The organism is Herbaspirillum sp. GW822-FHT03A08, from assembly GCF_058801885.1.
Window position 1 is genome coordinate 733,271 of record NZ_JBXANR010000002.1, and the last position, 20,667, is coordinate 753,937.

General features: G+C 58.5%; 18 protein-coding genes. 6 read left to right on the forward strand and 12 right to left on the reverse strand.

Features of this window, described 5'->3' with window-relative positions:
* Window positions 1–277: 277 nt before the first annotated feature.
* From AC1RN6_RS08465 to AC1RN6_RS08490, 6 genes are all read right to left on the reverse strand, one after another.
* Window positions 278–1,414, reverse strand: coding sequence for a C45 family autoproteolytic acyltransferase/hydrolase (locus tag AC1RN6_RS08465; protein WP_493004521.1), 1,137 nt, complete (start codon window positions 1,412–1,414; stop codon window positions 278–280).
* Window positions 1,415–1,556: 142 nt separating this feature from the next.
* Window positions 1,557–3,131 carry an ABC transporter substrate-binding protein gene (locus AC1RN6_RS08470; protein WP_493004523.1) on the reverse strand — a complete coding sequence of 525 codons (1,575 nt, stop codon included), beginning with the start codon at window positions 3,129–3,131 and terminating at the stop codon, window positions 1,557–1,559.
* Between the two features lie 49 nt (window positions 3,132–3,180).
* The gene (locus tag AC1RN6_RS08475; RefSeq protein WP_493004525.1) at window positions 3,181–4,881 is read right to left on the reverse strand and encodes an ABC transporter ATP-binding protein; all 1,701 of its coding nucleotides are present in this window, start codon (window positions 4,879–4,881) and stop codon (window positions 3,181–3,183) included.
* A gap of 2 nt (window positions 4,882–4,883) precedes the next feature.
* Window positions 4,884–5,705 (reverse strand): ABC transporter permease, encoded by an 822-nt coding sequence (locus tag AC1RN6_RS08480; RefSeq protein ID WP_493004527.1) that lies wholly within the window; start codon window positions 5,703–5,705, stop codon window positions 4,884–4,886.
* Complete coding sequence (locus tag AC1RN6_RS08485) at window positions 5,702–6,646, reverse strand: ABC transporter permease (RefSeq protein WP_493004528.1); 945 nt, start codon at window positions 6,644–6,646, stop codon at window positions 5,702–5,704. Before AC1RN6_RS08485 ends, AC1RN6_RS08480 begins: the two co-directional genes overlap by 4 nt.
* A 38-nt stretch (window positions 6,647–6,684) precedes the next feature.
* The gene (locus tag AC1RN6_RS08490; RefSeq protein ID WP_493004529.1) at window positions 6,685–7,563 is read right to left on the reverse strand and encodes an alpha/beta hydrolase; all 879 of its coding nucleotides are present in this window, start codon (window positions 7,561–7,563) and stop codon (window positions 6,685–6,687) included.
* Window positions 7,564–7,867: 304 nt separating this feature from the next.
* On the opposite strand from AC1RN6_RS08490, the gene AC1RN6_RS08495 reads away from it, so the two are divergent.
* Window positions 7,868–8,785: a LysR family transcriptional regulator gene (locus tag AC1RN6_RS08495; RefSeq protein ID WP_493004531.1), complete on the forward strand. Its 918-nt coding sequence runs from the start codon at window positions 7,868–7,870 to the stop codon at window positions 8,783–8,785.
* A gap of 19 nt (window positions 8,786–8,804) precedes the next feature.
* Here the strand turns inward: AC1RN6_RS08495 and AC1RN6_RS08500 are convergent, their stop codons facing one another.
* Together AC1RN6_RS08500 and AC1RN6_RS08505 are read right to left on the reverse strand one after the other, a co-directional pair.
* A complete protein-coding gene (locus AC1RN6_RS08500) occupies window positions 8,805–9,215 on the reverse strand; it encodes a GNAT family N-acetyltransferase (RefSeq protein WP_493004533.1) in 411 nt (136 codons plus the stop codon).
* A 42-nt stretch (window positions 9,216–9,257) separates the two neighbouring features.
* Complete coding sequence (locus tag AC1RN6_RS08505) at window positions 9,258–10,817, reverse strand: sensor domain-containing diguanylate cyclase (RefSeq protein ID WP_493004535.1); 1,560 nt, start codon at window positions 10,815–10,817, stop codon at window positions 9,258–9,260.
* A gap of 274 nt (window positions 10,818–11,091) precedes the next feature.
* On the opposite strand from AC1RN6_RS08505, the gene AC1RN6_RS08510 reads away from it, so the two are divergent.
* Window positions 11,092–11,286: a hypothetical protein gene (locus AC1RN6_RS08510; protein WP_493004536.1), complete on the forward strand. Its 195-nt coding sequence runs from the start codon at window positions 11,092–11,094 to the stop codon at window positions 11,284–11,286.
* Window positions 11,287–11,620: 334 nt separating this feature from the next.
* Window positions 11,621–13,321, forward strand: a complete 1,701-nt coding sequence (locus AC1RN6_RS08515) for a methyl-accepting chemotaxis protein (RefSeq protein WP_493004538.1) — start codon at window positions 11,621–11,623, stop codon at window positions 13,319–13,321.
* Window positions 13,322–13,499: 178 nt separating this feature from the next.
* On the opposite strand, the gene AC1RN6_RS08520 is transcribed toward AC1RN6_RS08515, so the two are convergent.
* Complete coding sequence (locus tag AC1RN6_RS08520; RefSeq protein ID WP_493004540.1) at window positions 13,500–13,967, reverse strand: Lrp/AsnC family transcriptional regulator; 468 nt, start codon at window positions 13,965–13,967, stop codon at window positions 13,500–13,502.
* A gap of 139 nt (window positions 13,968–14,106) precedes the next feature.
* On the opposite strand from AC1RN6_RS08520, the gene mdeB reads away from it, so the two are divergent.
* Window positions 14,107–16,791, forward strand: coding sequence for an alpha-ketoglutarate dehydrogenase (mdeB, locus tag AC1RN6_RS08525; RefSeq protein ID WP_493004542.1), 2,685 nt, complete (start codon window positions 14,107–14,109; stop codon window positions 16,789–16,791).
* A gap of 97 nt (window positions 16,792–16,888) precedes the next feature.
* Here mdeB and AC1RN6_RS08530 read toward each other — a convergent pair whose 3' ends face one another.
* A complete protein-coding gene (locus tag AC1RN6_RS08530) occupies window positions 16,889–17,872 on the reverse strand; it encodes a hypothetical protein (protein ID WP_493004544.1) in 984 nt (327 codons plus the stop codon).
* 169 nt (window positions 17,873–18,041) lie between these two features.
* On the opposite strand from AC1RN6_RS08530, the gene AC1RN6_RS08535 reads away from it, so the two are divergent.
* Together AC1RN6_RS08535 and AC1RN6_RS08540 are read left to right on the forward strand one after the other, a co-directional pair.
* The gene (locus AC1RN6_RS08535; RefSeq protein WP_493004546.1) at window positions 18,042–18,407 is read left to right on the forward strand and encodes a hypothetical protein; all 366 of its coding nucleotides are present in this window, start codon (window positions 18,042–18,044) and stop codon (window positions 18,405–18,407) included.
* Between the two features lie 133 nt (window positions 18,408–18,540).
* On the forward strand, window positions 18,541–19,299 hold the full coding sequence (locus AC1RN6_RS08540) for an SDR family oxidoreductase (RefSeq protein WP_493004548.1): 759 nt from the start codon (window positions 18,541–18,543) through the stop codon (window positions 19,297–19,299).
* A gap of 215 nt (window positions 19,300–19,514) precedes the next feature.
* Here AC1RN6_RS08540 and AC1RN6_RS08545 read toward each other — a convergent pair whose 3' ends face one another.
* On the reverse strand, window positions 19,515–20,180 hold the full coding sequence (locus AC1RN6_RS08545) for a UbiX family flavin prenyltransferase (protein WP_493004550.1): 666 nt from the start codon (window positions 20,178–20,180) through the stop codon (window positions 19,515–19,517).
* Window positions 20,134–20,445 carry a Grx4 family monothiol glutaredoxin gene (gene grxD, locus AC1RN6_RS08550; RefSeq protein WP_094562588.1) on the reverse strand — a complete coding sequence of 104 codons (312 nt, stop codon included), beginning with the start codon at window positions 20,443–20,445 and terminating at the stop codon, window positions 20,134–20,136. Before grxD ends, AC1RN6_RS08545 begins: the two co-directional genes overlap by 47 nt.
* Between the last annotated feature and the right edge of the window lie 222 nt (window positions 20,446–20,667).

A 20,667-nucleotide genomic window follows, 5' to 3' on the forward strand; every position in this document is an offset into this window, starting at 1 on the left:
AGAATTTACAATTCAATGCAATTGCCTTGCGCCGAAGGCAATGAAGTCTGTTTTGCGCAAACGATGACAGGCTATTTTGCTGACAGAACACTGACGTCAAAAAGAAGGAAATCGTTTTCACGACGCTGTATTTCTTGATTTTTGCTGTGCTTCTTCTTCCGCTTTCCTTCCGCTATTGCTATGCGATTGCTGTGCTATCGCGTAGCAAAAACAAAGTGACAACATTGTCTCCATCCACGCGTCACTTCGTTGTCACTTCGTTGTCGCCAAGATTCGACTATGCAGCCAACAACACCGGATCGCGATCCAGGCTGTAGCGTGTGAACACGCGATTCAACGCCGGCAGCGGCGCCACTTCCATTTCGCGTGCCGCCGGTTCCATGATGACCATCGCCACTGTGGCCGACAGATTGTCGTGGCTGCCCGGACGTGGCGGACGGCAGACCGAATAGGGCAGGCCGAAGTTGTCGAAGAAGGCGTCCTTCATTTGCTGGCGGCCGAGCTTGGGGCCGGCGGCGTTGAGCAATTTGCGCACGCGCCAGTCGCGATAGTGGCTGTCGGGAGAATTGGCAATGCCGAGGTCGATGAGCTTGCTCAGCGCGACTTGCGACATCCAGTGATTCGCATGCACGATGAGGCCGTCTTCGCCCGGATAGATCGGGAAGGATTCATTGGTGGTGCATTCGAAGTCGATGCCGAAACCTTCTGCCATGCCCAGCATGATGTTGTTGGAGCAGGACTTCGGCGTGGTCGCCACTGCTTTCATCGCCAGCGAAAAAATTTCCTGTTCCAGCACCTTGCGGCGGATCAGCGACAGCGGCACGCCCAGTTGCGTGAAGTCGCGGTTCGATTCCAGATAGTTGGCCGTGATGGATACGCCGGCGCTGTTGAAGCCGCTGCGCGCCAGTCCGCCTGCTTCGACGAAGGTCAGGAAGTCAGGCCCGTTGTCGTTGCGCACGCGCAGCACGATGGAGGTGTCGGCGCATTCGGCGCGCCAGTCCCAGTTCTGTCCGTGGATCAGATTGCCGGTGGCCGAGCGCTCCGGCAGGATCAACGCGCCGGTGCAGCCGTCGCCGGGTTCGTTGTCGACGGCTGCGACTTTCTCGGCGCGTGCTTTGGCGAGGACTTCGGTACGCGCATTGATCATCACGATATCGGCGAAGTCTACGTTCGCACCTTTGGCAATGCCGCGCATTTCATCGATGTAGTGTGGCGCGTAATCGCCGATCTGTTTTGCAAAGAAATCGATCAGCTTGTTGCGCGCCTGTTCGCCATAGCCGATGTTGACGAGCGTCTGGCCGTACAGCGCGATGCTGCCGCGCACGCGGTCGGCAGCCTGCTGGCCGTATTGCACGCCGCGTTCATGCGGTGTGCCGGAGACGGAGACAAAAGGAAATTGCTGAATGATAGTCATGATGTCGGGTAGTCCTCAAAGAAAGCAGGCAATGCAGCAGCCTGGCGAGATGGCGGAAGGCGCTCGCAGAAAAAATGTTCAACAAGAAAATGGCGGGATGTTCATCTGGTTGCTGTGAGCAACCCGCCGCAGGGGATTCGGTTTATTTGGCCAGGCTGCTGGTCCACATCAGCGGTTTGCTTTCCCAGACGGTGTAACCGGTGACGCGTTTACGGATGGCCCAGGAGTCGGTCACGTTGTACAGCAGGATCAACGGCGTCTTGGTGATCAGCATGTTGTGCAATTGGTCGAACAGGATCTGGCGCTTCTTGGTGTCGGATTCGATGAAGCTCTGATCGATCAGCTTTTGCGCGGCTGGATCGTCCCACACCTTGCGCGACTGCTTTGCCTTGTTGCCGGAAAACTGCTCATAGCTCAGCGCCGGATCCAGACGCGAGGAATACGTGAAGGAACTCATCTGGTAATTGCCGCTGTTGTAGCGATCCAGTTGCGTGGCCCATTCCAGTACTTCGATCTGCGCATTGATGCCGACCGCCTGCATCATCGCCTGGCTCAGCACGGCCACGGTATAGCTCGGCACGTGTGCACGCTTGTTGGCCTGGATCACGATGGGCTGGCCGCGATAGCCGGCCTGTTGCAGCAACAGCTTGGCCTTGGTCGGGTTGTAGACGTAGCCCTTCTTTTGTTCCGTGCTGTAGAACAGCGACTTGTCGTAAATGGCGGAGTTGTTGACATGCGCCAGGCCTTCGGAGGCTGCTTCGACGATCTGCTTCATGTCCAGCGACAGCGCGATGGCCTGACGGATGCGCTCGTCTTTGAGCACCGGGTCATTGGTCTGCATCAGCAAAGTGTTCTTGCCGGCCTCGCTTGGGATAATCACGTTCAGATTGCGATTGGCCTTCAGCTCCTTGACGTCCGACGAAGTGATCTGGCCGGCGTCGATGGCGCCGGATTGCAGGCCGGCCTTGGAGGTGGACATGTCGGGCACGTCCAGGAACTTGACCTGCGGAATCTGCGGTTTCTTCAGGCCGAGATAGCCGTCCGGCTTGTTGCCCGGCGGCGACTGGTAGTCGGCAAAGGCGCTCAGGGTGACGTATTCGCCGCGCTTCCATTCATCAAACTTGTACGGGCCGGTGCCGATAGGCTTGTCCCAGCTGCCGTCTTCCTTGACTGATTTCTTGCTGATGACCGCTGCCATGGCACAGTCGGTACGCGCCAGATTGTCGAGGAAGATGGCAGACGGTTTGTCGATCTTCAGCACAAAGGTTTGCGCATCGGGTGCGGTTGCCGATAGCACTTTGGTGCCCGAGCGGCCGTCGAAATCGCTCAGACAGCGCCAGTCGGTCTTGGGATTCATGTAGCGGTTCCAGCTCCACAGCACATCGGCCGAGGTCATGGGATCGCCGTTGTGGAACTTGACGCCGGTGCGCAGCTTGAAGGTATAGGTCAGGCCGTCGGGGCTGACGTTGATCGACTTCGCCAGCAGCGGACCGACAGAACCGTTTTCGTGATAACCGACCAGACCTTCGACCACGTTGAGCACAACACCGTCCGTGGTGTTGTCGCGATTGACGCCGGGATTGGTGGAGCGGATATCGGCCGGTTGCGCGACGACGATCTGCGCCGGGTTCTGTGCGAGAGCGAAGCTGGCGCTCATCGCCAGCAGCAGGAATGTCGCTGGCGCTGTCAGGCGTGCTGGAGACTGTGAAGAAGGCATGGCGGGATTCCTTGATGGCTGTGCGTGAATGTATGCAAATGCAATGCTACTAAACAATGACCGGTGCGGCGGCGGGTACTTCGGATTTTTCAGAGGCGGCCGGCTCGTCGAAGCGCCACTTGAGCTGCATGCCGCCGCCGGGCGTCGGGATCAGCGCCGGGATGGCCGACAATAGTGTACGCGTGTAGGCATGCTGCGGTTGATCGAAGACGGCGTCGCGGCTGCCTTGTTCGATGATGCGGCCGCTCTGCATCACCAGCACGCGGTCGGCGACCTGTTCGACCACGCCGAGGTCATGGCTGATGAACAGACAGGAGAAGCCATGGCGGTCCTGCAGTTCGGCGAACAGTTCCAGCACCTGTGCGCGCACGGTCACGTCCAGCGCCGACACCGGTTCATCGGCGATCACGAACGAGGGATGGCGCACCAATGCGCGCGCAATCGCCACGCGCTGGCGCTGACCGCCCGAGAGTTCATGCGGATGGCGGTCGCCGTATTTGCCGTCGAGACCGACTTCCTGCAGCATCTTCGCCACGCGCGCCTGTTTGTCGGCGTTCGACATGCCGTCTACCTGGCGCAGGCCTTCGCCGACCAGTTGCGCAATCGTCATGCGCGGATTGAGCGAGGAGTAGGGATCCTGAAACACCATCTGGCAATTGAGGCGGTAGTCGCGCCAGCCCGGATCGCTGCGATGGATGGCGTGGCCCTTGAACAGGATATCGCCTTCGGCCGGTTTGATCAGGCCGGCGATGGTGCGGCCCAGCGTGGTCTTGCCGGAGCCCGAGCCGCCGACCACGGCGACGATTTCCCTGGGCCGGATGGCCAGATCGATGCCGTGCAAAACGCGCTTGGATGCAGTCTTTGAAAACAGGCGCTGATGACCGCCGTATTCCACGACCAGATTGCGCACTTCAACCACCGGCTCGGCCGCCGGCAAGGTGCGCGCCGGCTGGCGGCGCGGGATCGCTTCCAGCAGCTTGCGTGTGTAGTCCTGCGCCGGCGCTGCCAGCATCGCGGCGGTGTTGCCCGATTCGACCACTTCGCCTTGCTTCATCACGATCACGCGTTCGGTATAGCGCGCGACCATCGGCAGGTCGTGGCTGATCAGCAGCACCGCGGTATTGCGTTCGCGGGTCAGGTTGACCATCAGTTCCAGCACGTCGCGCTGCACGACGGCGTCGAGCGCGGTAGTGGGTTCGTCGGCGATCAGCAGAGCCGGTTCCAGCAGCATGACCGAAGCCAGCATCATGCGCTGGCGCATGCCGCCGGAGAACTCATGCGGCCATGCCGACAGCGCTGCCTTGGGATCGGCGATGCCGACGCGGGCCAGCATGTCCAGCGCCAGTTCGCGGCGCATGGCTTTGGTCAGTTGCGGCTGGTGCAGTGCGAGGCCTTCATCAAGTTGCGAGCCGATGGTCGAGGATGGATTGAGCGACGTCATCGGCTCCTGAAACACCATGCCGATGCGCGCGCCGCGCAATGAGCGCAGACGCTTTTCACCGGCCTGGGCGATATCTTCTGCTTCGAACACGATGCTGCCTGCCGTACGTATCATGGGCAAGGGCGTGAGCCCCATGATGGCGCGCGCGGCCTGCGTCTTGCCGCTGCCGGATTCGCCGACCAGACCGACGAATTCGCCAGGAGAAACCGAGAACGAGACGTCGCGCACGATCTGCCGTCCTTTGGCGCCAATGGCCAGCGTCAGGCCGGAGACCTCAACGAGTTTGCTGCCGACAGGTGAGGAAGCCATGTTCATTCCAGACCTTTCATGCGGGGATCGAGCAGATCGCGCACGGCGTCGCCGAGGAAATTGATGCCCAGCAGCGTGAGTGCGATGCACAGACCGGGGAAGATCGACAGGTAAGTCGCCTGCTCCATGTAAGGCCGCGCCGAGGCCAGCATGTTGCCCCAGGTCGGCGCCGGCGGCGGTACCCCCAGACCGAGGAAGGACAAGGCGCTCTCGGCCAGGATCACCCAGCCGAACATCGACGTCGCCAGCACGGTCAGCGGCGCAATACAGTTAGGCAGGATATGGCGCACCATGGTGTACAGCTCGGAGTTGCCCAGCACGCGCGAAGATTCGATGAACTCTTTTTCGCGCAGCGACAGCACCGTGCCGCGCACGATGCGCGTGACCGACGGCGTGTAGGCCAGGCCGAGCGCGAGGATGATGCCGTATTGATTTGCGCCGAATACCGCCAGCAAAGCCAGTGCCAGCAGCAGGCCGGGGAAAGCCAGCAGGGCGTTGATGAAGGCCATCACGATGCGATCCACCCAGCCGCGCACGAAGCCGGTGACGACGCCGATGGCGGTGCCGACCACGATGGCGAACAGCACCGTCAGGAAGCTGATCCACACGCTGTTGGAGGCGCCGGCCATCAGACGCGACAGTTCGTCGCGGCCGAATTCGTCGGTGCCCAGTAGCCATGCTGCGCCGGGTGGCTGGAAGCGCGCGGAGAAACTGATCTTGAGCGGATCGTGCGGCGTCCACACCAGCGCCAGCAACGCAGACCCGAGAATGAAAGCAATGACCAGCAGGCCGATCAGCGCTTGCGGAGTACGGAATTTTTTCATTCGGCCAGCACCCGTGGATCGAAGAGTGGATAGCAGAGATCGACGACCAGATTGGTCAATACATAGATCACCGCCACGAACAGCAGACAGCCCTGGATCACCGGATAGTCGCGCGCAAAGATCGCATCCACCAGCAGGCGGCCGAGGCCGGGTACGGTGAACACGGTTTCCACTACGGCCACGCCGCCGAGCAGATTGCCCAGCACCAGGCCGATCAATGTCCAGGTCGGACCGAAGGAATTGCGGAAGGCGTGGCGCATCATCACTGCGCGTTCCGACAAGCCCTTGGCGCGCGCGTGGGTGATGTAATCAAGCCGCAGCACTTCCAGCGTGCTGGCGCGCGCCATGCGGATGAGCACACCGATTTCATGCAGGAACAAGGTCATGATCGGCATCACCAGATACAGCAGGCCGGTCTTCCAGTCGTTCATCACGGAGACGTAACCCACCACCGGCAGCCAGTCCAGCTTCAGTCCGAAGAACAGTAACAGCAGCAGGCCCAGCCAGAACGTCGGCAAGGACACCAGCAAGGTAGCGGCGCCGACCAGTGCGAGGTCGGGCAGTCGGTTCTGTTTCCAGGCCGCGATCATGCCGGCGGGAACCGCCACCACCACCGCCAGGATCACCGCCACCACCACGATCTGTGCGCTCACCATGAAGCGGCTCAGCACCAGTTGCAACACCGGCTCGCCGGTCGTGATCGATACGCCGAGATCGCCGCGCAGAGCGTGGCCGCCCCACACGCCGAATTGCACCAGCCAGCTCTTGTCGAGCCCCAGGTGCGCGCGCAGCTCCAGCAGGCGCGCCGGATCGGCGAGGTCGCCCAGCAGCAGCTGAGCCGGGTCGCCGGGGATCAGCCGGATCAGCACAAAGACCGCGACCGCGACGATGAACAGGGTCGGCAGCGCCATGGCCAGTCGGTTGAGCGTGAAACGAAACATGCGTAGTGTTCTCCGCGCGGAAAAATAAGTGAGCTAGTCTAGCTTGCCGCCGACGCGCTGCGCAAAGTGCGTAGCGTCGCAGCAAAGAAATCCTGCACCTGGCCGACGCAGGCCATGCCGTTGTGCGGCACGTTGTCGAGCACATCGAGCCTGACCTTCACGCCGGCCGCTTCAAACGACTTGCGCAGGCTCTCCAGCCGCTCGGGGCGGTTTTTGCCGGCGTCATTGGCGCCGGGCATGAAAAACTTGCCGCCTTCCTTGTGTGTGATTTCCCAGGTTTCAATATCGGCCTTGCCGACGATCATGTGCACCGGCAGTGCCTTCAGCGCATCCAGGTTGAGCGGTTTGCCGAAGCGCGTCGCAAAGTCGCGCACGCCGACCCACCAGTCCTGGTTGAAGTCGAGCAGCGTGACCGAGCCCGGCGCGCCGACCGACAGCGCCCATAGACGTTCCGGATGCAGATAGCCGAAGCGATTGACGAACTGGCCGCCGCCGGAATAACCGAACAGGGCGAATTTGGAAAAGTCGCAGCCAAACTTGGTCGCCACTTCATCGACCATATCCAGCAGGACTTCGTCGTAATGGATGTCGCCTTCGCGCAATTGCTTGAAGCCGTCGCGGTTGCCGTCGCCTTTCGGGCCGGCCGGGAACAGCGGGCACAGCACGATGCAGTCGTTCCATTTGGCGAATTCGGCAAAGGCGTCGCGGTATTCGGTAAAGGCGCGGCCGGTGCCGTGCATCACCACCACCAGTTGCATCGGGCGCGAACCGGCGCTGCCGATGTGCGGCGGCACGTAAGTGCAATAGGAGAAGCGCGGGTCGCTGCGCGAGGCGTAGATGGTGCTGTTGCCCAGATCGTAAATGGCGCGGGCGCGCAGGTCGAATTCGGCGGCGGTCGCCGTCACGGTGTCAGACATGGGAAATCCTTGATGAATACAAACGGGAGGGGTGCGCGCTACAGCTTGCAACGGCGTCGGCGATGATGCAGTCCGCATTGTCCGCAATTTGCGGATAAGCGGACGGCATACAGGGAATCGGAACGGAGGGCATCGAAGCAGTCATGGCCTGGTTTGTAGGGCGGTTTGCCGGCAAATGGTCAACTTATGTTTCGATTATGTGACAAACAAAAGAAAATAAAAATGTAGAAATCGTTTAGCATAGATAAAGAATTTCTTTATTATTTATATTCCCCGATTTCCCTCGCGCGCTCGCCATCCGCCCATGAGCACCATACGTTTTCTCCGCACCTTCGTCGCTGCCGCCCATGGCGGATCCTTTGCCGCCGCGGCCGATCAGGTCTCGCTGACGCAGGCCGCCGTCGGCCAGCAGATGCGCGCGCTGGAAGCGGAGCTGAAAACCACGCTGTTCGACAAGACCGGGCGCAGCATGGTGCTGGCGCCGGCCGGGCATTTGCTGCTGCCGCGCGCCGTGGATCTGCTGGCGCAATACGAGGCCTTGCGCCGCGACCTGCAGAATCAGGAGCCGATCGCCGGCAATCTCAAGCTGGGTTCGCTGATTACCGGTATGGGTTTGCTGTCGACGACTCTGGCTGAACTCAAATTCCTGCACCCGAGCCTGGAGGTCGAGCTGCGCGTGCAGGATCAATCCAAACTGATGGAAGACGTCATCAGCGGCGAACTCGATGCGGCGCTGGTGGTGGAGCGCCAGTGGCCGGAAAAGCCCGGCTTACTGTGGACGCAGTGCTATGTCGAGACGCTCACCGTGATCGCCAACTCCAGTATCGCCAGCGCGGACTCGACGATCAGCAGCTTGTTTGCCGGCTATCCCTTCATCCGTTTCGACCGCCGCACGCCGACCGGCGCGCATATCGACAAGATCATGCGCGGGATGCATCTGGTGCCGCAGGATTTTCTGGAGCTGAACTCAATCTTGTCCATCGTCGAGCTGGTGCGCAAGAACGTCGGTTTCACCATGGTGCCGCTGCTGAAGAACTTCGACTGGGAAAGCGACCCCAGCCTGTGCGTGCTGCATCTGCCGGGCAGGCCGGTCGCGCGCCGGCTCGGCATTCTGGAAAGCGGCCGGCGCAGTCACATCACCAGCGTGGTGCGGGAGGAATTGCTGGAGCAGTTGCAGCGCATGCGGCCCGGCGGCCGGCTGCAGGGTGGGGTATCGCCGTAGGACATGCGCCGCTGCCGGCCTAGCTGATTCGCAGCGACATTCCCGATTTCGCCGGCGGCAGCGACGCTTCGAATCCATAGCGTTTGTAAAATTCCGGCGTGCCGTGATCGGCCATCAGGCTGACATAGGCCGTGGGCAGCGCCGTTGTATGGATGTATTGCATGAGGCGCTGCATGATGAGATGGCCGAGTCCTTTTTTCTGATGTTCGGGAAGGACGGCAATATCGACGATTTCAAAGAAACAGCCGCCATCGCCGATGACGCGCCCGATTCCAACGGGCGTGGTGTCGGCATAGACCATCACGCTGAACAAGCCGTTCTTCAGACCGATGGTGGCGGCTTCGGGCGATTTGCGGCTCAGGCCTGCTGCCAGCCGGATGTTGACGTAATCGCTGACCGAGGGGACTTCGTCCTTGATCTGATAGTGCATGTCGTGTCGGTGTGAAAATCCGATGATTGAAAATTGGTGAGTTCAGCCGGCTGCCGGTGCGGTCTGATGCACCTGAATGCGATCGCGTCCGGACGCCTTGGCGCTGTAGAGCGCCGCATCCGCCGCGCTGACGAAGCTGGCGGCGGAATCTTTTTCCGTGATCGAGGTGAGTACGTCGATGCCGGCGCTGACGGTGACGATGCCGGTGGTGTTGCCCGCGTGTTCGATCTTCAGCGCATGCAGCGCCTTGCGGATCGATTCCGCCACGACCAGTGCGCCGTCGAGATTGGTGTCGGGCAGCAGCACGGCGAACTCTTCGCCGCCGTAGCGCGCAGCCAGATCGCTGCCGCGCTTCTCGCTGGCTTTGATGACGGCGGCGACTTGCCGTAGGCATTCATCGCCGGCGACATGGCCGTAGAGATCGTTGAATTTTTTGAAATAGTCAACATCGATCAGAATCATTGCCAATGGTGAGGCCGACCGTTTGGCGTTCGACAGCGCATGGTCGATCGCCTGATCGAATTTGCGGCGGTTTGCCAGGCCGGTCAGACCGTCTTGCTGCGCCAGCTTTTCCAGGGTGGCGTTCAGCCCTTGCAGGGCGTCGCGCGCTTTTCTGGCTTCTTCCTCGGCGTGGATGCGCATATTGATTTGCCTCACCAGGCGCATGCCGAGAATGGCAATGATGCCGACGATCACCAGCGCAATCATTGCCCTGACGATGGCAAGCCGATGCCAGCTTTCCAGAATTTCCGCCTTCGACAGCGCGGTGGTGACGAAGATCGGGTAGTAGGTCAGCTGGCGATAGCCGTTGAGCCGTTCGACGCCATCCTGCATGGATCGGATCATTGCGGAGCCGTGGCCGTTGCCGCGCTTGTACAAAGCGTATAGAGGTCCCCTGGACAAATCCTTGCCGAGCGAATCCGCCAGCAAGGGCTGGCGCGCGATCTGGGTGCCGTTGCCCAGAATCAGCGCGATGGCGCCGTCTTCGCCGATGTCAAAGGTGCGGTAAAAGTCGGTGAAATACTTGATGCTGATGGTGGCGACAACGGCGCCGGCAAACTGGCCGTCGGCGCTGTCAAGGCGGCGCGACAGCGGAATCACCCAGTCACCGGAAGAGCGCGCCTGGAAAGGAACGCCGATATGAGGACCGGGATTGCTGTTGGTCTTGTGAAAGAGAAAGTATTCCCGGTCTGCGCTGGAACTGTACTCGTCCTTGTTCGGCAGCGAATTGACGATGCGTACGCCGTCCTTGTTGAAAATGGCGAGTCCCTGGAGCTGGGGCAATTCCTTGACGCGCAACAACAGCAATCTATGCAGCCGGTCCAGCGCCGCCGGTGCGGTGCCGTCAATCAGAATGCGCTCGGTCAGGCCGAGCAGGGAAGTGTCTGCTGCCTTGAAGGTGTCGTCCGCATGCCGGGCCAGTGAGCGCGACATGTTGTCTGAGGTGATCTCCGATTCATGGAGCTGGTCGGCGCGCTCTTCCCAGATGGTCCAGCCAATGACGCCGGTGATGGAAATACATACGACGATCAGGAAGCTGATCGCCGTAGCGGCGACCGATGCGGTTTTTGCCGGGGTCAGTACGGTTGTTGTGGGACGCATTGCCTGTACTCGGAAGAAAGAGGTTTCGGCCGATCCATGTGTCCGGCTCACTATATTTATTCTGTTGCCTACCTTTGTTGCGACTCTAACATGCCGACCTACCAGGGCGAACGGTGAAAATGAGCGGTAAATCCCTTGCTCTGCAGCAGATACACAGATGCGTGGCGGCAATGCCTGTGACAATTTGCCACATTCGCTTTGTCGCCCGAAGCTCATATACTTCAGGTTCCATTCAATCTTCCGGTACGCCTGTTTCCCTGCCATGCAACACAACATGACCAAAAAAACACGCGCATCATTCAGCCTGTCGAACCTGCAGGTGATGTTGCTCCTGCTGCTGGCAGGGGTTTGTCTGATTTCGGCAACGTGGGTGTTCGCGGTCGATATCGGCCGTGTGCCGGTTTCGCTGTGGGATATCTGCACCACTGCACTGTCGTCCGCCGCGACGGAGACTGCACCGGCGAAATAGCCTCGGACCTGCTCTGTGCTACGCAGGGTTCTGCACCTCACGATTTACTCCCCCCTACGACATCTCTTGTCGTTTCAGGCCCACCTCTCTGGTGGGCTTTTTTATTGTCCATTCGCATTGCCGCGCAGAATTTTTTCACTACTTTTCTCCTGATATGTTCCTGCAGGAAACCCTTGTGCACACTGGGATACGGAGCAGGTTGTGCGGAAAACCCATGTCACTTTGCCTACTCAGGAAAACCCCGATATTCGCGTGCATCGATTTGGCAGAAGATTCGTTCACCCACTAGTCGTACCCAAAGAACTACCTCACTCAACCCCACAGGGAGAACAACATGAAGAACTGGAAAATCGGCTTACGTCTGAGTCTTGGTTTTGGTGCAATCCTGGCGTTGCTCGTCGCCGGCGCTGGATTCGGTTTGAGCCAGGTGTCGAAACTGAATGATCGTGTCGAATTTTTGACTTCCGTCGATGAAGGCAAGCTGCTGGCGTTGAGCAAGGTGCAGTTTGCCATCGGTCTGCGCGCCATTGCAGCACGCAACCTGGTGTTGGTTTCTGATCCCGCCGCACAGAAGGGTGACATCGAACTGGTCACCAAGGCGCAAAAAGATATCGATCAAGGCCTGGAAGAATTGAATGTGCTGATGAAGAACCCAGCGGAATCCAACGACCAGGAACGTCAGATGCTGACGCAACTGAGCGCGCTGGAAGCCAAATATTTGCCGATCGCCAACAAGATCGCGGGGCTGGCGACGACGCAGCAGGCTGACGCCGCTAAAGCAGCGCTGATTGCAGACTGCATGCCGCTGCTCAAGCAAGTCATTGCACATATCGCTGAATTCAACAGCATGATGCGCGCCAATAGCAAAGCCAATCTGGCCAGCGCTCAGGCTGCGTATGAAGTCTCCAAGTGGACCATGTTTTCCATCACTGCGATCTCGCTGGTGCTTGGTTCGCTGATTGCCTGGATGCTGACCCGCTCGATTTCCCGTCCGCTGAAAGAAGCCGTTGCCATCGCTCAGAACGTGAGTGCCGGCGACCTGACCAGCGACATCAAGGTGCAAAGCAAGGATGAACTCGGTCAGCTGATGCTGGCGCTGAAAGACATGAACGGCAATCTGCTGCGCATCGTCGGCGATGTCCGTCACGGCACCGATACGATTGCCGCCGCATCGACTGAAATCGCCTCGGGCAATCTGGACCTGTCGTCCCGTACCGAACAACAAGCCGGCTCGCTGCAAGAAACTGCTTCGGCGATGGAAGAACTGACCGCTACCGTCAAGCAAAACGCCGAGAACGCCAAGCAAGCAAATCAACTGGCCGAAACTGCATCCAACATCGCCATCAAGGGCGGTGCAGTGGTCTCCCGTGTGGTTGACACCATGGCATCGATCAACGAATCGTCGAAGAAGGTTGTGGACATCATCGGCGTGATCGACGGTATCGCTTTCCAAACCAACATCCTGGCATTGAACGCCGCTGTCGAAGCCGCACGTGCCGGTGAGCAAGGCCGCGGTTTTGCGGTGGTGGCTTCCGAAGTACGCAGCCTGGCGCAACGTTCGGCTTCGGCTGCAAAGGAAATCAAGGAACTGATCGGCAACTCGGTTGGGAAGGTTGACGCAGGTACTGCACTGGTGGATGAAGCCGGTGCGACCATGGGCGAGATCCTCGACAGCGTCAAGCGCGTCACCGGCATCATGGGCGAAATCAGCTCGGCCAGCGACGAACAGACTCGCGGCATCGAACAGATCAATCAGGCGATCGCCCAAATGGATCAGGTCACGCAGCAAAACGCTGCACTGGTCGAAGAAGCCGCCGCCGCTGCCGCGTCGATGCAGCAACAAGCCGGCAACCTGGCTGACGTGGTCGCAGTCTTCAAGCTGGATGAGCAACATCAGCACGCTGTAGAAAGCAATGTCGTCAATGCCGTCAGCCCCGCACGTGCGGGCAAGACATCGACAGCCCAGGTGCATCGTCTGCCGAAGCCGGTCAGCGCACCAGCACTGGAAATGGAAGAGTTCAGCTATGCAGCCTGATCAGATCCGATCAGAAACATCAACGAATTTGTTGTGGGGGTAGTGAGTAGTGGGGGTGAGGGGATGAGGTGCAGTGCGCGCATGCGAGGCCTCATCAGTTAATGCGAAAGCATTGACGTACAGGCGGTTCACAGCAATGTGAATCGCCTTTTTTGCTTATGTCTTATTTGTGTTTTATTCAGATGTTCCCGATCGGCAGCGCGGTCTTGTATTTGACCTGTTTGAGCGCGAAGCTGGAACGGATGTTCTTGATGCCGGGGATTTTGGTGAGGTGGTCGAGGATGAAATGTTCCAGCGCCTGCAGATCGGCGACGACGATGCGCAGCAGATAATCTTCATCGCCGGTCATCAGATAGACCTCCATGACTTCATCGAAGGCGCTGACGGCGGCTTCAAAATTCGCCAACGCGACCGATTCTTGTTTTTCCAGGCTGACTTTGACGAAGACGTTGACCTTCAGTCCCAGCAGATGCGGATTGCCGAGCGCCACATAGCGCGAGATGATGCCTTCATTCTCCAGCCGTTTGACGCGCGCAAGCGTCGGCGACGGCGACAGGTTAATCTTGGAGGCGAGTTCCAGATTGCTGAGGGCGCTGTTTTCCTGAAGGATGCTCAGGATGCGTAAATCAATGGCGTCGAGTTCCATATGTGAAATTAATTTCTGTTAATTGATATTGTGCAGCATATTCTGCTGAATATTGCAGGTCAAGCCATTCATTTCAGTGACTCATTTCGCTTCAATCGGCGTACATTGATCAGATTCATCGAGGAGACAGAACGTGGAAATGTCATCAGCAAGCGGATTCGCCAAAGACATCGATATCGACGCCCAGGAAACCCAGGAGTGGTTGCAGGCGTTGCAAGGCGTATTACAGGAAGTCGGTCCGGACCGTGCACGCTTTTTATTGTCGCGCCTCTCGGCGGCGGCACAGCAATGGGGCATCAACTGGCGCGATGCGCGCAATACGCCCTATATCAACACCATCAGGCCTGAGCAGGAGCCGCCTTTTCCCGGCGGATCGGATGCGCAGGCCATTGAAGAACATCTGGCCACCGTCATGCGCTGGAATGCGCTGGCGATGGTGGTGCGCGCCAACCGCGCCTACGGCGAGCTGGGCGGCCACATCGCCAGTTACGCCTCTGCTGCCGATCTGTTCGAAGTCGGCTTCAACCATTTCTTCCGCGCGCGCGATGCGCAGTTCGCCGGCGACCTGGTTTACTTCCAGCCGCACTCGGCGCCCGGCATCTATGCCCGCGCTTTTCTGGAAGGCGCACTGAGCGAGGACGACCTCAGTTTTTATCGCCGCGAGATCGAAGCCAAGAAGCACGGCAAGCAAGGCCTGTCGTCGTATCCGCATCCCTGGCTGATGCCGAATTTCTGGCAGTTCCCGACCGGCTCCATGGGCATCGGTCCGATCAATGCGATTTATCAGGCGCGCTTTTTGCGTTACATGGAACACCGCGGCTTGCTGCAGGATCAGGATCGCAAAGTCTGGGGCGTGTTCGGCGACGGCGAGATGGACGAGCCGGAATCATTGGCGGCGCTGAGCCTGGCCTCGCGCGAGAAGCTTGATAACCTGATCTTCGTCGTCAACTGTAATCTGCAGCGTCTGGACGGCCCGGTACGCGGCAACGGCCATATCGTCGACGAGCTGGAGACCTTGTTTGCCGGCGCCGGCTGGAACGTCATCAAGCTGCTGTGGGGTTCGGATTGGGATGGCCTGTTTGCACGCGACAAGGACGGTGAACTGATCGATGCGCTCAATCGCACGGTCGACGGCCAGTTGCAGACCTTCGCCGCCAACGACGGCGCATTCAACCGCGAGCACTTCTTCGGCCAGACCGCGGGCACGCGCAAGATCGCCGAGACGCTGACTGATGAAGAAATCAATCGCCTGCGCCGCGGCGGTCACGACATGAAAAAGATCCACTCGGCCTACCACGCCGCCGCCAACCATCGCGGCCAGCCGACGGTGATTCTGGCGCAGACCAAGAAGGGCTACGGCATGGGCGCGGCCGGTGAAGGCAAGATGACTACGCACCAGCAAAAGAAGCTGGATGAAGAAGTGCTGATCGCTTTCCGCAATCGCTTCAAGCTGCCGATCAGCGACGAGCAGTGCAAGAACCTGGCGTTCTACAAGCCGGCTGCCGACAGCGCCGAGATGAAGCATCTGCTGGCTCGCCGCGCCGCATTGGGCGGACACATGCCGCGCCGTGTCGCCGGCGACGCCAGGCGCACAGTTCCTTCGATTGAAACGCACGCCAAGTTTGCGCTCGATGCCGAGGGCAAGGAAATGTCGAGCACCATGGCGCTGGTGCGCATGCTCAGCAGCATGCTCAAGGATGCGGATTTCGGCAAATACGTGGTGCCGATCGTAGCCGATGAGGCGCGTACGTTCGGCATGGCGAATCTGTTCCGCCAGGTCGGCATTTATTCGTCGCAAGGCCAGTTGTACGAACCGGAAGACATCGGTTCTATCCTGTCTTATCGCGAAGCCAAGGATGGGCAGATTCTGGAAGAGGGTATTACCGAAGCCGGCGCGATCTCGTCGTGGACGGCCGCGGCGACAAGTTATTCGGTGCATGGTTTGCCGATGCTGCCGTTCTACATCTACTACTCGATGTTCGGATTCCAGCGCATCGGCGATCTGATCTGGGCGGCTGCCGACCAACGCGCACGGGGCTTCCTGATCGGGGCTACCTCGGGCCGCACGACGCTGGGTGGCGAGGGCTTGCAGCATCAGGACGGCAGCAGCCACGTGACCGCTGCAGGCATTCCGAACTGTGTGTCTTACGATCCGGCTTACGCTTATGAAATGGCAGTGATCGTTGACGAAGGCATGCGCCGCATGCTGGAACGCAACGAAGACGTCTTCTATTACGTCACCGTCACCAACGAAAACGAAGCTCAGCCGAGCATGCCGCAAGATGCAGGTATCAAGGATGGCATCTTGCGCGGCATGTATTGCCTGGAGGCGAAGGCCGATGCGCAAGTTCGCCTGTTGGCGGCGGGCCCGATGCTGAAAGAGGCGCTGTCTGCTGCACGCATGCTGCAGGAGCAATTCAGCATCGCCGCAGAAGTCTGGAGCGTCACCAGCTTCACCGAACTGTCGCGCGACGGTATCGCCGTCGAACGTCAGAACCGCCTCACGCCGGCGGCGCGCACGCAGCCTTATGTCACGCAACAGCTGGAAGGCGGCAAGGCGCCGGTCATTGCCGTCAGTGACTATGTGCGTACTTTGTCGGAGAGCATTCGCGCCTATGTGCCGGGACGTTACGTCACACTGGGTACCGATGGTTTCGGTCGCAGCGACACACGCGCCAACCTGCGCGACTTCTTCGAAGTCGATGCACGCTGGATCGCCTACACGGCATTGACGGAAGTGTTCGGTGACGACGCGGCAACGCTGAAGGCTGCGGCGGAGAAACTTGGTATTGATCTGACCAAGCCGTTGTCGACATCGGTCTGAAGTAAAGAATCCCCTGTCGCATTTGCTGTTTATCATGCAGCGAAAAAAACGCCGTCTTCTGCCATAAGCAGAGATGGCGTTTTTTATGGATGACGATTTAGTCGAGAGTAATATTCACCAGTCGCTCCTGCCCAAGGAACTGGGCGACATAGCGACTGGCTGCCGAGATATTGATGACGATGTATTTTCCGAATCCGTATAGCGCAGGCTCGTAACCAGGATCCAGTCCACGATCACGGAAGAAGTCCTGGTAGGAGCCGGCATCGTGCATCAGCTCGCCCTTGAACTCTTCGCTGAGATTGGCTTCGTCAACGGGATGGAACTTGACGAGCAGGGAGCAGGACATGCTTGCTGCCAGGGCGCTTTGGGCTCGCAACACAATGACCAGTGCGTAGAGAATCTTTTGCAGCATGTCCTGATTGCTATCGTATTTGGACGCGAGACTGACGATGTTGGGCAAGATGCAGACCCAGATACTCTCTCTGTCCGGCACGTCCTCATGTAGCGGCATCGGTATCTGCCGCACGTTGGGAAGTGCCGGAAATGAGGTCGGAGAAATGCCGTAGGCGCCGCCGTACTTGGGGTGATTGCCATCGAACCAGATCGCTTGCATCTCATTGATTCCGCGCATCATGGCATCGGTAATGCCGAGCCTTTCCAGCAAGTGATCGCGTTTGAACATGGCCGCGTAATTCTCAATCGGTATTGCCAGATTTTGCCGGTCTTGGGTCAACTGCAACTCATGCGAGGTATCGCCTTCTTCGATGTAGAAGATGCGGCGTACGAGGGGCGACATCTTGAGCAGTTTTCCAAGCAGAAAGCCCGTATGCGGTAAATAGACGTTGAGCTGAATCGGCCGTTTGCGCGGAAGTGCATCCAGCATGGTTTTTAGAAAATCCCGGACGCGTTCGGCATTCCAGATGCCGTCATCAGCGACTTCAAGGTGCGGGCCGCTGTAGGGCGTCTTGCGCCCGCAGATGACCAGTGGATTGTGGATTTCGCCGTCGGCAAGCAGTTGGCGTCCGATGGAGTAGGTTATCGGACTGTGAATATATAAAACGTCGAGAGTATCGGTAGTCATAGCATCGGTTTCCCGATAAGACCATTTTCAAAGCCTGGCTGGAGGCATCTGGATGGCAATGTTCGGCTTGTGGCGAAAGGCGATATTCACGGCCTGAGCTGCAACGCAAAGACACCGCGACAAGCGAACGATTCGATGCCAAGGGCCTGTATTTCCGGAGGCGAGCGGGATGGCAAATTGGCTCATGCTTGCGTGCAGCACTGGCTATATCTTTCATCAATATAGTGAGCCACCGGTGCGAAAAAAGATGAAATTACAATTTATTACAGAGGATTTACGACTGATACATTGTGTTAATTCCGGTAGAAAAAATGTCAGTATTTTGAAAGCGAATCTTTGCACACATCAAGAAAATGGAGGCGGCGTATTGCGCTTTCCGAGTCTTGATCTGGCGGGCAGCAACATGTTTTTTGGTGGAATGACGGTCCGCGATTTCCGGATGGTGATGGAGGTAAAGTGCAGAGGATTGAAATCACCTGAAAATATCTCATCAGCCATAGAAGAAACTGCTGCTATATTGACTTCCAAATTGTGACTTTCAAATCGTGGCTTTCCGATCGTGGTCTTGCGTGGCGTCACGAAGATGAGCGGTCTTTCAGAACGATGAAGAAGCTGTGCTCAGAGAAAGCACGCAGAATCTACTATATCTACTATAAGGAGCGAAACACATGGCAGCACCGAAGAGAATCGCCTTGGTCACCGGAGCAGGTTCCGGCATCGGCAAACAGATTTCGCTGGCATTGCTGCGCGAAGGCTATGCCGTCGTGCTGGCCGGACGCCGTCAGGAACCGTTGCAGGAGACTGCGAAGGCAGCCGGCGAATTTGGCGCCAATGCGCTGGTGGTGTCTGCCGACGTGAGTGATCCTGCTTCGGTGAAGAATCTGTTCGCGAAGACGAAAGAAAAATTCGGCCGTCTCGATCTGCTGTTCAACAACGCAGGCATCTTTGCGCCACCGATGTCGCTGGAAGAGCTGAGTTACGAGCAGTGGAAATCCGCCGTCGATATCAACCTGACCGGTGTGTTCTTGTGCACGCAGGAAGCGTTCAAGATCATGAAAGAACAATCGCCGCGCGGCGGCCGTATCATCAATAACGGCTCGATCTCGGCCCACGCGCCGCGTCCGTTCTCGGTCTCTTATACGGCAACCAAGCATGCGATTACCGGACTGACCAAGTCGACTTCGCTCGACGGCCGCCGCTACGACATCGCTTGCGGCCAGATCGATATCGGCAATGCGTCGACCGACATGACCGAGCTGATGAAAAAGGGCACACTGCAAGCCGACGGTTCGACGCAGGTGGAGCCGACCATGGATGCGGGTCATGTGGCGAAGGCGATTCTCTACATGGATAGTCTGCCGCTGGATGCCAACGTGCAGTTCATGACGGTGATGGCGACCAAGATGCCGTTTATCGGCCGCGGCTGATAAGTTGTCAGATCTTGCTGAGAGGCTGCGATGCGGTGATCCGCGAATTGGCAACCCTTGGGCGGTGCTCGGAATCCTCATGTACTGAACTTTGAGGATTACATAACTGAGCTCCGCTCCGGCCGCCATCGGCTGATGGCCTCTCGCTACATATCCAGACAGGTTCTGAAGTCGTTTGCTGAAAATAAAAACGCTGCTTTCAAGGCAGCGTTTTTTTATGTCGGCTGTTTTTTCAACCCGGCCCAGCGCGGCGTCAGCGCATGCGGAATGGCAAACAGGTCAAGCACGCGGCCCAGCGTATGATCGATCATTTCATCAATCGACTGCGGGCGGTGATAGAAGCCAGGCAAGGGCGGGAAGATGATGCCGCCCATTTCGGTGACGCTGGTCATGTTGCGCAGATGGGCGAGATTGAAGGGCGTTTCGCGCACCATCAGCACCAGGCGGCGACGCTCTTTCAGGACGACATCGGCGGCGCGCGAGATGAGATTGTCAGACAAGCCGTTGGCAATGGCGGCCAGCGTTTTCATCGAACAGGGCGCAACGATCATGCCGGTCGAGGTGAACGAGCCGCTGGCGATCGATGCGCCGACGTCGCGCACCGGATGGACCACATCGGCCAGCGCTTCGACGTCCTTGCGGCTCATGTCGAGCTCCTGATGCAGATTGAGCGCGCCGGCTTCGGAAACCAGCAAATGGGTTTCGATGTCGGAATCGCGCAGTACGCGCAGCAGCCGCACGCCGTAGGCAACGCCGGTCGCGCCGGTGATGGCGACGATCAGGCGTTGTGGTTCCGATGCCTTGGGTGCGGCAGTCGTCGCGGAGGACAGACGCTTAGCCCTTGAACAGGGTTTGCAGTTCGCCGGCTTCGTACATTTCATTCATGATGTCGGAACCGCCGACGAACTCGCCGTTGACATACAGTTGCGGGATGGTCGGCCAGTTCGAATATTCCTTGATGCCCTGGCGCACGTCCGGGCTCTCCAGCACATTGACGGTGACGATGTTTTCAGCGCCGCTGGCCTTGAGCAGTTGGATCGCTTTGCCGGAAAAGCCGCATTGCGGGAATTGCGCAGTACCCTTCATGAACAGCACGACAGGGTTTTGGGTGACGGTTTCTTTGATCCAGGATTGCACTTCGCTCATGACTACACCTTCAAAAAGTTCTCAATGCCGACATTATATGAAAAAGCGAGCCTTCGCGTTGAGGTCTGCTGATTCTGGAGGAATGGTGTTGCAGAATGGGAAACTGTCTTTCCGGCAACTTCGACAACAAGAAGAAAATATATAAATTATTTGTCCTTGTCTTGTCGGCAAGACAAGGGTGAAGGGGCTGAAGGGGCGGGAACGGAAGAAAGATGTAAATGA

Excerpts from the sequence above, each read along its gene's own strand:
- AC1RN6_RS08465 (WP_493004521.1), bottom strand. The coding sequence starts at position 1,414 with ATGACTATCATTCAGCAATTTCCTTTTGTCTCCGTCTCCGGCACACCG.
- AC1RN6_RS08470 (WP_493004523.1), bottom strand. The coding sequence starts at position 3,131 with ATGCCTTCTTCACAGTCTCCAGCACGCCTGACAGCGCCAGCGACATTC.
- AC1RN6_RS08475 (WP_493004525.1), bottom strand. The coding sequence starts at position 4,881 with ATGGCTTCCTCACCTGTCGGCAGCAAACTCGTTGAGGTCTCCGGCCTG.
- AC1RN6_RS08480 (WP_493004527.1), bottom strand. The coding sequence starts at position 5,705 with ATGAAAAAATTCCGTACTCCGCAAGCGCTGATCGGCCTGCTGGTCATT.
- AC1RN6_RS08485 (WP_493004528.1), bottom strand. The coding sequence starts at position 6,646 with ATGTTTCGTTTCACGCTCAACCGACTGGCCATGGCGCTGCCGACCCTG.
- AC1RN6_RS08490 (WP_493004529.1), bottom strand. The coding sequence starts at position 7,563 with ATGTCTGACACCGTGACGGCGACCGCCGCCGAATTCGACCTGCGCGCC.
- AC1RN6_RS08495 (WP_493004531.1), top strand. The coding sequence starts at position 7,868 with ATGAGCACCATACGTTTTCTCCGCACCTTCGTCGCTGCCGCCCATGGC.
- AC1RN6_RS08500 (WP_493004533.1), bottom strand. The coding sequence starts at position 9,215 with ATGCACTATCAGATCAAGGACGAAGTCCCCTCGGTCAGCGATTACGTC.
- AC1RN6_RS08505 (WP_493004535.1), bottom strand. The coding sequence starts at position 10,817 with ATGCGTCCCACAACAACCGTACTGACCCCGGCAAAAACCGCATCGGTC.
- AC1RN6_RS08510 (WP_493004536.1), top strand. The coding sequence starts at position 11,092 with ATGACCAAAAAAACACGCGCATCATTCAGCCTGTCGAACCTGCAGGTG.
- AC1RN6_RS08515 (WP_493004538.1), top strand. The coding sequence starts at position 11,621 with ATGAAGAACTGGAAAATCGGCTTACGTCTGAGTCTTGGTTTTGGTGCA.
- AC1RN6_RS08520 (WP_493004540.1), bottom strand. The coding sequence starts at position 13,967 with ATGGAACTCGACGCCATTGATTTACGCATCCTGAGCATCCTTCAGGAA.
- mdeB (WP_493004542.1), top strand. The coding sequence starts at position 14,107 with ATGTCATCAGCAAGCGGATTCGCCAAAGACATCGATATCGACGCCCAG.
- AC1RN6_RS08530 (WP_493004544.1), bottom strand. The coding sequence starts at position 17,872 with ATGACTACCGATACTCTCGACGTTTTATATATTCACAGTCCGATAACC.
- AC1RN6_RS08535 (WP_493004546.1), top strand. The coding sequence starts at position 18,042 with ATGGCAAATTGGCTCATGCTTGCGTGCAGCACTGGCTATATCTTTCAT.
- AC1RN6_RS08540 (WP_493004548.1), top strand. The coding sequence starts at position 18,541 with ATGGCAGCACCGAAGAGAATCGCCTTGGTCACCGGAGCAGGTTCCGGC.
- AC1RN6_RS08545 (WP_493004550.1), bottom strand. The coding sequence starts at position 20,180 with ATGAAATGTACGAAGCCGGCGAACTGCAAACCCTGTTCAAGGGCTAAG.
- grxD (WP_094562588.1), bottom strand. The coding sequence starts at position 20,445 with ATGAGCGAAGTGCAATCCTGGATCAAAGAAACCGTCACCCAAAACCCT.